The sequence below is a fragment of the Saccharospirillum impatiens DSM 12546 genome, assembly GCF_000423605.1.
GTDB classification, from domain to species: Bacteria; Pseudomonadota; Gammaproteobacteria; order Pseudomonadales; family Natronospirillaceae; genus Saccharospirillum; species Saccharospirillum impatiens.
The window spans coordinates 23807-39099 of sequence record NZ_AUIH01000028.1; the positions used below are offsets into that span (position 1 = coordinate 23807).

15 protein-coding genes and 1 riboswitch are annotated in these 15293 nt (G+C 54.9%); of the genes, 14 read left to right on the forward strand and 1 reads right to left on the reverse strand.

Features of this window, described 5'->3' with window-relative positions:
* The first annotated feature begins 13 nt into the window (after positions 1–13).
* From mqo to moaE, 14 genes are all read left to right on the forward strand, one after another.
* On the forward strand, positions 14–1498 hold the full coding sequence (mqo, locus tag G565_RS0114155) for a malate dehydrogenase (quinone) (RefSeq protein ID WP_028671497.1): 1485 nt from the start codon (positions 14–16) through the stop codon (positions 1496–1498).
* 280 nt (positions 1499–1778) lie between these two features.
* The gene (locus tag G565_RS0114165; RefSeq protein WP_028671498.1) at positions 1779–3068 is read left to right on the forward strand and encodes an NCS2 family permease; all 1290 of its coding nucleotides are present in this window, start codon (positions 1779–1781) and stop codon (positions 3066–3068) included.
* An 86-nt stretch (positions 3069–3154) separates the two neighbouring features.
* Complete coding sequence (locus G565_RS0114170) at positions 3155–3718, forward strand: adenine phosphoribosyltransferase (RefSeq protein WP_157600092.1); 564 nt, start codon at positions 3155–3157, stop codon at positions 3716–3718.
* Between the two features lie 185 nt (positions 3719–3903).
* The gene (locus G565_RS0114175) at positions 3904–4899 is read left to right on the forward strand and encodes an acrylyl-CoA reductase family protein (protein WP_028671500.1); all 996 of its coding nucleotides are present in this window, start codon (positions 3904–3906) and stop codon (positions 4897–4899) included.
* 7 nt (positions 4900–4906) lie between these two features.
* Positions 4907–5620 carry a uracil-DNA glycosylase gene (gene ung, locus G565_RS0114180; protein ID WP_084649400.1) on the forward strand — a complete coding sequence of 238 codons (714 nt, stop codon included), beginning with the start codon at positions 4907–4909 and terminating at the stop codon, positions 5618–5620.
* A 359-nt stretch (positions 5621–5979) separates the two neighbouring features.
* Positions 5980–7902: a PrkA family serine protein kinase gene (locus tag G565_RS0114185; protein ID WP_028671502.1), complete on the forward strand. Its 1923-nt coding sequence runs from the start codon at positions 5980–5982 to the stop codon at positions 7900–7902.
* A gap of 85 nt (positions 7903–7987) precedes the next feature.
* Positions 7988–9274: a YeaH/YhbH family protein gene (locus G565_RS0114190; RefSeq protein ID WP_028671503.1), complete on the forward strand. Its 1287-nt coding sequence runs from the start codon at positions 7988–7990 to the stop codon at positions 9272–9274.
* Positions 9271–10809 carry a SpoVR family protein gene (locus G565_RS0114195; protein ID WP_028671504.1) on the forward strand — a complete coding sequence of 513 codons (1539 nt, stop codon included), beginning with the start codon at positions 9271–9273 and terminating at the stop codon, positions 10807–10809. Before G565_RS0114190 ends, G565_RS0114195 begins: the two co-directional genes overlap by 4 nt.
* 94 nt (positions 10810–10903) lie before the next feature.
* Positions 10904–11050: riboswitch (molybdenum cofactor riboswitch) on the forward strand.
* Positions 11039–12007: a GTP 3',8-cyclase MoaA gene (gene moaA, locus G565_RS0114200; RefSeq protein ID WP_028671505.1), complete on the forward strand. Its 969-nt coding sequence runs from the start codon at positions 11039–11041 to the stop codon at positions 12005–12007. It overlaps the preceding riboswitch by 12 nt.
* 15 nt (positions 12008–12022) lie before the next feature.
* The gene (gene mobA, locus G565_RS0114205) at positions 12023–12619 is read left to right on the forward strand and encodes a molybdenum cofactor guanylyltransferase (RefSeq protein ID WP_028671506.1); all 597 of its coding nucleotides are present in this window, start codon (positions 12023–12025) and stop codon (positions 12617–12619) included.
* On the forward strand, positions 12612–13148 hold the full coding sequence (moaB, locus tag G565_RS0114210; RefSeq protein WP_037339393.1) for a molybdenum cofactor biosynthesis protein B: 537 nt from the start codon (positions 12612–12614) through the stop codon (positions 13146–13148). Before mobA ends, moaB begins: the two co-directional genes overlap by 8 nt.
* Positions 13145–13633: a cyclic pyranopterin monophosphate synthase MoaC gene (moaC, locus tag G565_RS0114215; RefSeq protein ID WP_028671508.1), complete on the forward strand. Its 489-nt coding sequence runs from the start codon at positions 13145–13147 to the stop codon at positions 13631–13633. The genes moaB and moaC overlap by 4 nt, the downstream gene beginning before the upstream one ends.
* On the forward strand, positions 13630–13884 hold the full coding sequence (locus G565_RS0114220; protein ID WP_028671509.1) for a MoaD/ThiS family protein: 255 nt from the start codon (positions 13630–13632) through the stop codon (positions 13882–13884). Before moaC ends, G565_RS0114220 begins: the two co-directional genes overlap by 4 nt.
* A gap of 3 nt (positions 13885–13887) precedes the next feature.
* Complete coding sequence (gene moaE, locus G565_RS0114225) at positions 13888–14355, forward strand: molybdopterin synthase catalytic subunit MoaE (RefSeq protein WP_211227184.1); 468 nt, start codon at positions 13888–13890, stop codon at positions 14353–14355.
* A gap of 14 nt (positions 14356–14369) precedes the next feature.
* On the opposite strand, the gene G565_RS0114230 is transcribed toward moaE, so the two are convergent.
* Entirely contained in the window at positions 14370–15275 is a 906-nt protein-coding gene (locus G565_RS0114230; RefSeq protein WP_028671511.1) for an acyltransferase, read from the reverse strand.
* Between the last annotated feature and the right edge of the window lie 18 nt (positions 15276–15293).

The window sequence follows — 15293 nt, forward strand, 5'->3', positions numbered from 1 at the left end:
GGCGAAGATCCTAATGACTGCAATCACTACAGATGTTGTGTTAGTTGGTGCCGGTGCCATGAGCGCCACCCTGGGGATGATGTTGAAACAGCTGGATCCCACTTTCGAGATCCTGATGCTGGAGAAGCAAAGCAGCGTTGCCCAGGAAAGCAGTGACGGCTGGAACAATGCCGGTACTGGCCATGCCGCCTATTGTGAACTCAATTACACGCCGGTGAAGGACGATGGCAGCATCGATACCACCAAAGCTTTTGCCATCAATTCAGCTTTTGAAGTGAGTCTTCAGTTCTGGTCCTATCTGGTCGAGCAGGGTGCATTGCCTGAGCCAGGCCGGTTCATCAACACGGCCCCGCACAAGAGTTTCGTCTGGGGCGACGACAATGTGGCTTTCCTGAAGAAGCGTTTTGAAACCCTGAAAGCCCACCATTTGTTCAAAGACATGGAGTTCACTGACGATCCTGAGGTGTTGCGCCAGTGGATGCCGTTGATCATGAAAGATCGCGATCCGCACCAAAAAGTGGCGGGAACCCGGGTTCGCTATGGTTCTGATGTCGATTTTGGGGCACTGACGCGTCATTTGGTCACCCATCTTGAGCAGCAAGAAGGCTTTGAACTGAAGCTATCGCATGAGGTTGTTGACCTGAACCAGAAAGACAACGGTCGCTGGGCTATCACTCTGAAAGATACCCAAACCGGTCAGATACAAGCGGTAGATGCTCGCTTTGTCTTTCTGGGCGCCGGTGGCGGTGCTCTGCCTTTGTTGCAGAAATCAGGTGCAGCCGAAGGGGATGGCTATGGTGGCTTCCCGGTCAGTGGCCAGTGGCTGGTGTGCCGCACGCCTGAGATTGTTGAACAGCATCATGCGAAGGTTTATGGCAAAGCGCCTCTGGGTGCCCCGCCGATGTCGGTCCCCCATCTGGATACGCGCATTATCGACGGCAAGAAAGCGCTGCTGTTTGGTCCTTTTGCCGGTTTTACCACCAAGTTCCTGAAGCAGGGCTCCTTCTTTGACCTGGTCAAATCGGTTCGGCCCAATAACCTCAAACCCATGCTGATCGCGGGGCTGGGCAACATGGACCTGACCCGGTATCTGATCAGTGAAGTCATGCAATCGCACAAATCCCGCGTCGATGCTCTGCGCAAGTTCTACCCCAATGCCCGAGACGAAGACTGGGAACTGGCGATCGCCGGGCAACGGGTGCAGATCATCAAGAAAGACCCGGACGTCGGTGGCAAGCTGGAGTTCGGAACTGAGGTTATTTCTACGGCCGATGGCAGCCTGGCTGCGCTGTTGGGGGCCTCGCCCGGCGCGTCGACGGCGGCACAGACCATGATCAACATCATAGAAACCTGCTTTGCCGAGCGCATGAACAATGCAGCCTGGCAGCAAAAGATGAAGACCATGGTGCCCTCGTACGGTCAGTCTCTGGTCAAGGATGCCGATTTGCTGGACCAGGTACGCCAACGAACCCTGGCGACACTGAAACTGCATCCTTAGTAATCTCTGCTAGCCGGCTTGCGCATCGCAAGCCGGTTCCTGTCGCTTCATTTTGATGATTTCCTCCCTTCTGGCACAACACCTGCTAACGTAAAAGCTGACCAAGCGGTCCAGAGGTGCTTGCGGGTGTAAAGTCTGCGAAAATCGCCGCTGTTACAAAAAACCACAGCTGTAACACAACATCACAGCTGTAACGAAAAAAACCACAAAAAAAAGGTGGCTGACAATCAGGCCGTGTTCGATAGAACGCCCTGTTGGGTTGCCTACAATAGGAATCATCATGCTGGAACAATTCTTCAAGCTGAAAGAACTCGGAACCGATGTTCGCACCGAAGTGCTTGCGGGTATTTCTACCTTCCTGACCATGGCGTACATCATCGCCGTGAATCCGGGCATTCTGTCCGCGACAGGCATGCCTTTTGATGCTGTATTTGTGGCTACCTGTATTGCTGCCGCCCTGGGGACCGGCATCATGGGTCTGCTGGCCAATTATCCGGTAGCGCTGGCACCGGGTATGGGTCTCAATGCATTCTTCACCTTTGGTGTCGTGATGGGCATGGGCGTCAGTTGGGAAGTTGCCCTGGGCTGTGTGTTCTGGTCGGGTATTTTGTTTGTACTGCTCAGCGCGTTCAAAGTGCGTGAGTGGATTATTAACGCCATTCCGGCGTCGATGAAAACCGGTATCGCCGTCGGCATCGGTTTGTTTCTGGCCATTATCGGGCTGCAAGGCGCGGGCATTGTTGTGAACAATGACGCGACTCTGGTCGGCCCGGGTGACATGAGCTCTCCGCAGGTGGTTTTGGCCTTTCTGGGCTTCGCACTGATCACCGCTTTGCACCACCGTGGCGTTACCGGCAGCGTCATTATCGGCATTCTTGCCACGACAGTGGCGGGTTTCTTCTTTGGCCTGGTTGAATACAACGGCGTTGTGTCCATGCCGTCTGGCCTGAGCGCTACCTTCTTCAAGCTGGACATTTTCGGTGCACTGGAACTGGGTTTGATTGCGGTTATCCTGGCGTTTCTGTTCGTTGACGTCTTCGATACTTCGGGCACCCTGGTTGCGGTCGCCAAAGAAGGTAACCTGCTCGATAAAGACGGCAAGCTGCCGCGCCTGGGCAAGGCGCTGATGGCCGACAGTACAGCCTCTGTTGCCGGTTCAATACTGGGTACTTCCACCACGACCAGCTACATCGAAAGTGGTGCTGGTATCGCGGCGGGTGGTCGCTCGGGGCTGACCGCACTGACTGTGTCGGTTTTGTTCCTGTTGGCGCTGTTCTTTTCGCCACTGGCGCAAATGATACCGCCTTACGCTACCGCATCGGCGTTGCTGTTCGTGGCTGTGCTGATGATCTCGTCGATTTCCAGTGTTGACTGGAAAGACCTGACTGAATCGGCGCCTGTGGTTGTAACGGCCGTCATGATGCCGCTGACTTACTCAATTGCAGAAGGCATTGCGGCCGGTTTCATTACCTATGCGGTAGTCAAGGTATTGGCTGGCAAGGCGAAAGACGTCAACATCAGCGTGTACATCATCGCTGCTGCGGCGCTGCTGCATTACATTTTCTTGTAATAGCGGGCTGGCCGTTGCAACGGTCGTCATCGCGAAATCGAAACGGGGCCGCTACAATGGCCCCGTTTTTTATTCAGAGTGAACTCATGTCAGTGCAAAAAAACGACCCTCTTATGGGTGTCTTCGACCCAAAGGCTCATATCCGCACCGTACCGGACTGGCCCAAGCCCGGTGTTCAGTTTCGCGACATCACCACGCTGTTGTCCGACGCGCGGGTGTTTCGCCAGTTGATTGATGCCTTCGTACATCGTTACTTTGATTATCATATCGATGCCGTTGTCGGTATTGATGCCCGTGGTTTTATATTGGGTGCTCCGCTGGCGTACCAGTTGAACACAGCGTTCGTGCCCGTGCGCAAGCAAGGAAAGTTGCCGTTCGACACCCTGGAAGAAGCCTACGAACTTGAATACGGCCAGGCGGTGTTGCAGATCCACGCCGATGCGCTCAAATCGGGTCAGCGAGTGCTGGTGATTGACGACCTGATCGCCACCGGAGGCACTCTGGTAGCGGCTTGTTCCCTGGTGCAGCGTCTCGGTGCGGAGGTGGTTGAGTGCACGGCCATTGTTGATCTGCCTGATCTGGGGGGTAGCCAGACTCTGGCTCATGCGGGTTATACCGTTCGCGCCCTGTGTGAGTTTGAAGGCGACTAAAGCGGTATAACCGCTTTGGTTAACATTGGATAGACTGATAGCACCCGTTCAGTGGGGGTGGGCTCAGGCCCCGCTGAACGGTTGGTGCGATTCGACTTCAAACCCGTATTTCAATGGCAGCAATTCATTCGCAACAATTCAGCGACATCAGTCGAGTAACCACAGTCGAGTGACAAGGGGCGATCATGACCACCTATCGAGCGTTACGTATACACCTGACCGATCAGGGGGTGACTCGCACCCTTGAAGACCGGGCTATCACCGAATTGCCCGATCATGATGTGCTGATTCGGGTGCACTGGTCATCGTTGAACTATAAGGATGCGCTCTCTGCCAATGGCCACAAGGGTGTTAGCCGATACTACCCTCACACACCAGGCATTGATGCCGCCGGTGTCGTTGAGCGAGACCATTCCGGCCGATTTCAACCCGGAACGCAGGTCGCGGTGATCGGGTTCGACCTGGGTATGAACACTCAGGGTGGCTTTGCCGATTACGTCTGTGTGCCGGCAGATTGGGTGGTGACACTGCCCACAGGCCTGACGATGGCCGATAGCATGCGCCTGGGCACCGCCGGGGTAACGGCAGCCTATTGCCTGGAAAAACTGATCGAAACGGGTGTGCGCGCTGATGAAGGGCCGGTGCTGGTAACCGGTGCCACCGGAGGGGTAGGCAGCCTGGCCGTCCATTTGCTGGCAACATTGGGCTATAAGGTCACCGCCGTCACGGGTAAGGTCGATGCCCATGACTGGCTAAGACAGTTGGGGGCAACAGATATTCTGCCCCGTGAGGCCTTGAGCGAGCCGGAGCCGAAAGCGCTGCGACCGGCCCTGTTTGCCGGAGCCATCGATACCATTGGCGATCATACACTGGTCAATATTCTCAAAAGTCTGCGCTATGGCGGCTCAGTGGCTGCCTGCGGCATCGTTGGTGGCACGGCGATTCCAGCCGACATTTTCCCGTTCATTCTGCGCGGGGTAAACCTGCTCGGTATTGCCAGTGCCGATGCACCTGTGGACGCCAGAACCCGGGTTCTGGCCAAGTATGCCGGTCTCTGGAAACTACCGATGCTCAGTGCCCTGAGCGATACGCTGACACTGGACCAGCTGGGACCACGGATTGATGCCATGCTGGCCGGCAATGTTCAGCGGCGTGCGCTGATTCAGGTATGTGAGGATTGAGCCTGTGATGCACCCAACGCCAACTGACACACGCTGGTCACTGGATCCGGATCTCGCCCTGACCGGCCCGGGTTGGCGAATGGCACTGTCATCGGTACTGGCAAGGCCACAACAATGCGCGCTGATTCAATGGCTTAATCAGCGTGCGGGCGAGGGTGTGCAGATCTATCCGCCTGCGGAGTTGGTGTTCAGGGCGTTAAATGCAACGCCGGTCGGGAAGGTCAAGGTCGTTATATTGGGGCAGGATCCCTATCATGGGCCGGGCCAGGCCCAGGGTCTGAGTTTCTCGGTCCCTGCGGGGCTTACATTCCCGCCCAGTTTGCGCAACATCTTCAAGGAATTAAGCAACGATGTAGCGTTCAATCCACCCGAAAGCGGTGATCTCACGCCCTGGACCAATCAGGGTGTACTGCTGTTGAACGCAGTGCTGACGGTTGAGCAGGCCCAGGCTAATGCGCACCGTGGAAAAGGTTGGGAGACGGTAACCGATGCGGTGATCGAACACATCAATCAGAGCCGGGATAACGTTGTCTTTATGCTGTGGGGCAGCTACGCCCAAAAGAAAGGTCAAATGATTGACCGTCAGCGTCATTGCGTTCTGACGGCCCCGCACCCATCGCCGTTGTCGGCGCATCGTGGCTGGTTTGGGTCGGGTCATTTTTCTGCAGCAAATGCCTACTTGCGCAGTACGGGTCAAACGCCGGTTGACTGGCAGCTCTAGAGTCGGCACCTATCATCAGCCGGAACGACTGCCGAGTCAGTTCGGTGCTTGTTATCCAACTGTAAATTGTCAAAAAAATCCCCTATTTGCCTGCCATTGCACGGCGTCTGGACTAACCTTAAGGCTGTAAGAGAACTGGAAATTCCAGGTTGAAGTGCTTTCAGCCAGGGTTCATCTTTCAACGCCTATACTTTGAAAAAAGGAGTTCGCCGGGTGGCCGGCACCTCACCTTACCTGACTGGTTTTATACGCTGGCGCGCTCTTTGCAAAAAATAAAGCCAGTGAATTGATAGACACTGAAGCATGATAGACATCGCTCATGGAAGGAGCCTGCTTGATAGCTTTTTAGGGGGTCGTTCATGGATATTTTCAAGCATTTTCAGTCACGTTACGAAGCCAGACTGCTCGAGGAGTATTCCCTGGAGGAATACCTCAGCCTGTGCAAAGAGGATCCGATGGCCTATTCCTCGGCCCCCGAGCGCATGCTCGCGGCAATTGGTGAACCTCAGGTTATCGATACTGCCAAAGACTCCAGGTTGAGCCGTATTTTTTCCAATAAAATCATCCGGCGCTACCCGGCTTTTGAAGAATTTTATGGCATGGAAGAGCCGATCGAACAGATCGTTTCCTATTTTCGCCACGCTGCCCAGGGGTTGGAAGAGAAGAAGCAGATCCTGTATTTGCTGGGCCCGGTCGGGGGTGGTAAATCATCCCTGGCTGAGCGGTTGAAGCAATTGATTGAAACGGTGCCTTTTTATGCGATTAAGGGATCGCCCGTTTATGAAAGTCCGCTGAGCCTGTTTGATCCGGATGAAGACAGCGCCATTCTTGAAGAGCGGTATGGAATCCCGGCCCGTTACTTGCGTTCAATCATGTCGCCCTGGGCGGTTAAGCGATTGCACGAGTATGGTGGCGACATCAGTCAGTTCCGTGTAGTGAAACTCTTTCCCTCCATCACCGATCAGGTTGCGGTCGCAAAAACCGAACCTGGCGATGAGAACAATCAGGACATATCAGCGCTGGTGGGCAAGGTCGATATCCGCATGCTTGAGGACTTCCCCCAGAACGATCCGGATGCTTACAGCTTCTCTGGCGCTTTGTGTAAAGCGAACCAGGGTCTGATGGAATTTGTCGAAATGTTCAAGGCACCGATCAAGGTGCTGCACCCTCTGCTGACCGCTACTCAGGAAGGGAACTACAACGCGACAGAAGGCATGAGTGCGATTCCGTTCTCCGGCACGGTTTTGGCGCACAGTAACGAATCCGAGTGGAAGGCGTTTCGCAATAACAAAAACAACGAAGCGTTTCTGGATCGGGTGTTTATCGTCAAGGTGCCTTATTGCAGTCGGGTAACTGAAGAGATCAACATCTACCGAAAACTGATCGAAAACAGTTCTCTGGCCGAATCTCCCTGTGCACCGGACACCCTGAAGATGCTGGCGCAGTTTTCGGTACTCTCAAGGCTCAAAGAACCGGAAAATTCGAACGTCTATTCGAAGATGCGTGTCTACGATGGCGAAAATCTGAAAGACACTGACCCCAAAGCCAAAACCATTCAGGAATACAAGGATTCCGCCGGTGTCGACGAGGGGATGGATGGGTTATCAACTCGCTTCGCGTTCAAGATACTGTCAAAGGTATTCAATTTCGATGCGACGGAAGTCGCCGCCAATCCGGTGCATCTGCTCTACGTGCTTGAAGATCAGATCGAGCAACAGCAGTTTCCCCAGGAGGTCCATGATCGGTACCTGGCGCACCTCAAAGAGTACCTCGCGCCCCGTTATGTAGACTTTATCGGCAAGGAAATTCAGACCGCTTACCTCGAAAGCTATTCCGAGTACGGCCAGAATATTTTTGACCGCTATGTTACCTATGCCGACTTCTGGATACAGGATCAGGAATTCAGGGACCCGGAAACCGGTGAGATACTGGATCGGGCGGCACTGAACGAGGAGCTGGAAAAGATCGAGAAGCCTGCGGGTATCTCCAACCCCAAAGATTTCCGCAACGAGATCGTCAACTTTGTACTGCGCGCCCGGGCAAACAATGAAGGTCGCAACCCGAGCTGGCAGAGCTATGAAAAACTGCGTGCCGTCATTGAGAAAAAAATGTTCTCGAACACAGAGGACCTGTTGCCGGTTATTTCCTATTCCGCCAAGTCGTCTAACGATGATGAAAAGAAACATCAGGACTTTGTGCGGCGCATGGTTAACCGGGGTTACACAGAGAAGCAGGTGCGCCTGCTGAGTGAATGGTATCTGAGAGTGCGCAAGTCGTCCTGATCAGTCGTGAAGTACCGGGCTATCTGGTTATTCAAATACCCGATAGCCCCGGTTGCTGATCAGCCCGACACATTGAGGTCACAGTATGATGAATTCCTACGTGATTGACCGTCGGTTAAATGGAAAGAACAAGAGTGCGGTTAATCGTCGGCGATTCCTGGAGCGGTATCGCAAGCACATCAAAAAGGCGGTGAACGAGGCGGTGAACAAACGCTCGATTACCGATATGGAACACGGCGAATCCATCTCCATTCCGTCTGAAGACATCTCTGAACCGGTTTTCGGTCATGGCCGGGGCGGTCAGCGTAATATCATCAACCCGGGTAATAAGGAATTTCGTTCCGGCGACCGCATTCGCAAACCGCAAGGGGGCGGCGGTGGCAAGGGGCAGGGCAGTGGTGATGCGTCTGACAGCGGTGAGGGTCTGGATGATTTTACCTTCAACATTACCCAGGACGAGTTTCTGGAGTTTCTGTTCGAGGATCTGGAATTGCCCAACCTGGTGCGCAAAGAACTCAAGGAGATGAGCGATCATGTCTACCGTCACGCCGGTTTTAGCAGCCAGGGTGTGCCAAACCGAATCAACATCGTTCGTTCATTGCGCAATGCCCATGCCCGGCGAATTGCCCTCAGTGGTAAGTCACGGCGCCGGTTGAAACAATTAAAAGTCCTGGTAGAACAGGAGCATGAAAAAGATGAAGCATTACGCGATGCCCACTCCCTGTTGGCCTGGCGGGAAGAAATTGAGCGGCTTGATCAAAAGATCCGGCGGATGCCCTTCATCGACGATTTCGACCTGCGTTTCAATCGCAATGAACGCGTACCTGTGCCCAGCAATGCCGCGGTTATGTTTTGCCTGATGGACGTTTCCGGGTCCATGACTCAGAACACCAAGGATATGGCCAAGCGGTTTTTTCTGCTGCTGTATCTGTTTTTGCGGCGCAATTACGAAAAGATTGAAGTGGTTTTCATCCGCCACCACACCAGTGCCAAAGAGGTTGACGAAGAGGAGTTCTTTTACTCCCGGGAAACCGGTGGCACCATCGTTTCCAGTGCCTTGAAAATGATGGGTGACGTCATAAGCGAGCGCTACCCGGCCAATGCCTGGAACATCTATGCGGCCCAGGCATCGGATGGCGACAACTGGAACGACGATTCGCCCCAGTGCCGGGAATTACTGGCCAAGGCGATCATGCCACTGGTGCAATACTATTCCTATATCGAAATCACGCCGCGTGATCACCAGGCACTCTGGCACGCTTATGAAGATGTTCAGTCTGCGTTTCCGGAGCAGTTTGCGATGGAACAGATCATTGACCCGTCTGATATTTATCCGGTCTTCCGTCAATTGTTTCAGAGGAAAACCACATGACACAAAAGCCCATCTCGACCGGCAGTGAATGGACATTCCCGCTGATTCAGGAGTACGACCGGGTTATCAGTCAGATTGCCCAGGAGTACCGGCTGGATACCTACCCCAACCAGATCGAGATAATCAGCTCCGAGCAGATGATGGACGCCTATTCATCCATTGGTATGCCGCTGGGGTACCATCACTGGTCCTATGGCAAGCAATTTCTGCAAACCCAGCAGAACTATCAGCGAGGGTTTATGGGCCTTGCCTATGAGATTGTCATCAACTCAAGCCCGTGTATCGCCTATCTGATGGAAGAGAACACCATGCCCATGCAGGCGCTGGTAATCGCTCATGCCTGCTATGGACACAATTCATTTTTCAAAAACAACTACCTGTTCAAAACCTGGACTGACGCCACGGCTATCATTGATTACCTGGTGTTTGCCAAGCAATACGTCACCCAATGCGAAGAACGCTATGGCGTGCGTGAGGTGGAGCGGATACTGGACTCCTGCCATGCATTGCAAAACTATGGCGTTGACCGCTACAAGCGGCCTTCGCCCATTTCGGCCGCGGAAGAACTCTCCCGGCAAGAAGAGCGTGAGGCCTATCAACAACAGCAGGTGAACTTGCTGTGGCGCACAATCCCTGTGGCCGAGGGCAAGGAAACCCAGCAGGAACGCCGAACTTTCCCTTCCGAGCCTCAGGAGAATATTCTCTATTTTATCGAAAAAAACGCCCCGTTGCTGGAGCCCTGGCAGCGTGAACTGGTCCGTATTGTGCGCAAGCTGGCGCAGTATTTTTACCCACAGCGCCAGACCCAGGTGATGAACGAAGGCTGGGCCAGCTTCTGGCATTACACCCTGATGAACGAGATGTACAACCGTGGCTATATTACGGAAGGTTTTATGATGGAGTTCCTGGCCAGCCATTCCGCCGTGGTGTACCAGCCGCCGTACGACTCGAAGTTCTATTCCGGGCTTAACCCTTATGCTCTGGGCTTTAACATCTACCGGGACGTAAAGCGTATCTGTGAGCACCCGACGGACGAAGACCGCGAGTGGTTTCCGGATCTGGCGGGTAAAGACTGGCTCGATACCCTCCATTTCGCGATGGAGAATTTCAAGGACGAAAGCTTTATTCAGCAATTCCTGTCACCCAAGGTCATGCGTGACATGCACCTGTTTGCGGTGTACGACGACGAAGACGAAAGTGAGTATGAGATCAGCGCCATTCATGATGAACAGGGCTATCGCAAGCTGCGGGCAATGCTCGCCGAGCAGTATAATCTGAGTATGAGGGAGCCCAATATTCAGGTGGTCGATGTCAATTTGCGCGGTGATCGTTCCCTGACCCTGCGCCACACCCGGCATAACAATGTGCCGCTCGATAAAGACGCGGAAAAGGTACTCAAGCACGTACACCGCTTGTGGGGCTTTGATGTGCATCTGGAGTCGTGCCAGGGTGATGAGGTCCGCCAGCGGTTGCATATGCCGCCGCAGGATATGACCCCGGAACAGGCGCTGGAGGAGGGGCTGAGGTATGTATAGTTGTGAACCGGTAAACGTCTGAGTATGATTCCAGTAACCGCATGGAAAAGCTCACCCGGTGAGCGGAGGCAACCAACAGCCTGACTTAACGACCTGAAATTCAAACCACCGAGCCCTGGTGGTCTACGTCAATTGTGATATGACGCCAGGGCCTTGTTCGACACCAATGGTAACGAACAACAGGGTTGTCGCGGAAACGCGCCAGCCTCCCGACTTGGAAAGGTGATGCATGTTACAAGACGCGATGGGCCGCCGGTTCTACTACCTGCGGCTATCGGTGACCGATGTATGCAATTTTCGGTGCACCTACTGCCTGCCCGATGGCTATCAGGGAAAGCCTGATCAGTCTTTCCTGACCTTGCCCGAAATCCGACAGACGCTGACCGCTTTTGCGGCTCTGGGCACTGAAAAGGTCCGTATCACCGGCGGCGAGCCAGGGTTGCGCCGTGATCTGCCTGAGATCATCAATGCCGCTGCTCAGACGCCCGGGATACGCACGGTGGCGCTTACCACCAATGGCTATAAGTTGGCTGAACGGATCGCTGGCTGGCGCCAGGCCGGTTTAAGTCAGTTGAACGTATCAATAGACAGTCTGAATGCTGCGGAGTTTCACTCCATCACCGGTCATGACCGCTTGCCCGATATATTGCGCGGGTTGGACGCGGCTATGGCAGAGGGGCTGTCAGTCAAAGTCAATGCGGTGCTGATGCGTGGGTTGCCGGATCAATTGACGACTTTTCTCGACTGGCTCAAGGTCACCCCGGTTACCCTGCGTTTTATCGAAGTGATGGAGACCGGTGACCACCCGGCTTTCTTTCGCGAACACCACATCAGTGGCCAGTCGGTGAAGCAGCAATTGCTGGCCGGTGGATGGCAGGCCGTGCAGCGGCGACGGGATGCCGGGCCCGCCGAGGAGTTCTGGCACCCGGACTACCAGGGGCGCATTGGCCTGATCATGCCCTACAGTCAGGATTTCTGCTCCAGTTGCAATCGCCTGCGCATTTCATCGACCGGTAAACTGCATCTGTGTTTGTTTTCGGACAGCGGCCTGGATGTTCGTCCGTGGATGCAGCCGGATGTGGCTCCAGCAGAGCTACAGGCTCAGCTCACCGCACTGCTGAAGCATAAGGCACCGAGCCATTTGCTGCACGAGGGGCAGACGGGCGGTACCCAGAATCTGAGCATTATAGGGGGCTGATAGCGGTGAACCGTCATGAATGACCCGGGTGCTGTATTGATACTGGCCGGTGGTCGTAGTCGCAGAATGGGGACAGACAAGGCACGTTTGCCAATGGCGGATACCACATTGCTGGGCTGGCAATACCAGCGGTTGGCTGCGCTCGACTTGCCGGTCTGGCACAGCGGGCCAGAGGGCATTGTTGATGCCTGGCCCGATTTCCGTGGCCCGCTGGCCGGATTGTACAGCGCTCTGGTACAGCATCCCGAGCCCTCATTCTGGCTAGTGGTGCCGGTCGATATGCCCGTGGTGCCTCTGGATCGTTTACACAGGTTGATCCGCCACACGCAGGATGAATCGCTGCCTGTTGCCTATAGCAACGCACCCTTGCCACTGTCAGTTACTGTGACCAGTGGGCTTGTGGACACGCTTGCAACCTGGCTTGACCGGCCTGATGGCCCGCGATCCTTGCGTGCCTTGATGTCACACTTTAATGGGCGGTGGCTGGCCGAACCTCTGGCTGATCAGGACCGCTGCAATCTTAATACGCCTGAGGACTGGGCCGAATTTCAGAAAGTGACTGATCTTCAGCCCGGCAGCTCAGGCAAGCCGACAGGAGATACCGGTGAGTAAACCGACACCCACTGAGACTGCGCGCACCTCGCAGGCTCTCAATGTTGTGGTATTAACCGTGTCCGATACGCGTGGAAGTCACAATGATACATCGGGGCACTATCTGGCCGGGGCGGCCGAAGCCGCAGGGCACCGGGTCATTGAAACGATGATTGAGAAAGATGAGGTCTACCTGCTACGAGCTCACCTGTCGCGTTGGATTGCCTCGGCAGATGCCCAGGTGGTGCTGATGACCGGTGGTACCGGGTTCACCGGTCGCGACTCCACGCCTGAGGCGGTAGCACCCCTGCTGGATAAATACGTTGAGGGTTTTGGTGAGTTGTTCCGGCAATTGTCCTTTCAGGAAATTGGTACTTCGACTGTGCAAAGTCGGGCACTGGCCGGTCTCGCCAATGGCACCCTGGTGTTTTGCTTGCCGGGCTCGACCGGCGCCTGTCGCACCGGCTGGGAAGGCATTATCTGCGAGCAACTGGATTCCACGCACAAACCGTGCAATTTTGTGGGCCAGTTAAAGTCGATTGCCTCATGAGTGGGTTCAGTCATCTGAATGACCGCGGCGAAGCCAACATGGTGGATGTGTCCGGTAAAACAGTTACCCAGCGCGAAGCTCGGGCTGAGGCCTATGTGCACATGAATGAGGCGGCATTGACACTGATAGAGCAGGGCGGCCATCACAAGGGCGATATTTTTGGCGTGGCCCGGGTGGCCGGTATACAGGGTGCCAAGTTGACGTCGCAGCTGATCCCGCTCTGCCACCCGCTGATGCTCAGTAAGATCGGTGTCGATCTTGAGCTACAACGAGACGAGGGGCGTGTGCGTATCGCAACCTGGTGCAAGCTTGATGGCAAAACCGGCGTTGAGATGGAAGCGCTAACGGCTGCCTCAGTCACAGCGCTGACGCTTTTCGACATGGTGAAGGCTGTGGATCCGGGCATGCGTATTGAAGGGCTCCGGGTACTGGAGAAGCAGGGTGGCAAAACCGGGCACTGGTCTGCGGGCGGGCAAGACGTATGACAAATGTTGTCCATGTGAAATTCTTTGCACGGCTGCGCGAAGAGCTGGGCGTATCCTCCATGGACATTCCAGCAGAGGAAGTGCCCGACCTGGATGCACTCATTGACTGGCTTGGACGCGCACATCCGACTTGGCAGCCAATACTGCAACGGCCTTTGATGACGGCGGTTAACCAGTCGATGACTCACCTCAATCATCCCCTCAAAGCAGGCGACGAAGTAGCCCTGTTTCCACCGGTGACGGGAGGTTGAATCGTGACTGAAACCGCCATTGAGGTACGCGTTAGCCCCGAGGATTTCACCGTTCAAACCGAATACGATGCGCTCTGTGCTGCTAATGCCCGGGATGGTGCCGTGGTGTTCTTTGTCGGCAGGGTCAGAGATCTCAATGAAGGCGAAGCCGTGCATGGGCTGCACCTGGAACATTACCCTGGAATGACGGAAACGGTTCTTGTGCGCCTGGCAGGCCGGGCTGCCGAACGATGGCCACTGAGCCGGATTCGCATCGTTCATCGGGTGGGAGATTTGCACCCGGCAGACCAGATTGTTTTTGTCGGTGTTAGCAGCTCTCACCGACAGGCAGCTTTTGACGGTGCGTCTTTTCTGATGGATTTTTTGAAAACCGAGGCGCCATTCTGGAAAAAAGAAACCAGCCCCGATGGGGCAACGCGCTGGCTAGACGCCCGCCAGAGTGACAGCACTCTGGCCGATCGCTGGCGCTGACCGGCTCTGCCGGCTTAGTGAGGCTTGTGTTCGGCCAGGCAGTCGTCAATGAGCTGGTCTTTGCGAGCCCAGATACCCTGAACCCAATCCTGCACTTCCTGGCGAAATGCCTCATCGTTCTGATAGTCGCCCTGGCTGAAATGCTCGGGAATGGGCAACTCTTCAACCCGCATAGTCACCTGCTTCATGCGTCCGCACAGCAGGTCCCAGAAGGTTGGAACGCCTTGCGGATAAACGATGGTGACGTTGGTGAGGGCGCTGAATTTACTGCCCAGCACCTTGATGGTAAAGGCAATACCGCCAGCTTTGGGTTTGAGCAAATACCAAAAGGGTGACCCCTGCTCCCGGTGTTTGAGGGCTGAAAAGCGGGTGCCTTCCAGAAAGTTCATCACACTGGTGGGCATTGCGGAAAATTTTTCGCAGGCGCGTTGCGTTGCTAGCAAGTCCTGTCCGGCTTTCTCCGGATGTTTCTTCAGGTAAGCCCTGGAGTGACGTTCCATAAAAGGAAAGTCGAGCGCCCACCAAGCCTGTCCGACGACCGGAATTCTGGCCATCTGTTTTTTGATGAAGAATTTAAGCAACGGAATCTTGCGGTGAAAAGCCTGAAACAAGACGAAAATGTCAGCCCAGGACTGATGGTTGGCGGTGACCAGATACCAGCCTCTGGGGTTAAGCTGGCCCAGGCCCTGGATGTCCCAGCGTGTCGTTTGCATACGCTGTAACCACCATAGAATACCGCCCATCCAAAGCTCGGCGATTTCCGTGATGCAGGGGTTCACCCAACGCTGGCCGGCCGGAAACCGCAGCACTGATCGCAATACAATAAAAAAGTAGAGAAAGACCCCGAGAAACATGGTATGGACCAGTAAGGCGAGAGCGGCAACAACGCCCATCAAGTGTGAAGCAATGGCGTGAACCATGGATCGACCCGGTTGTGC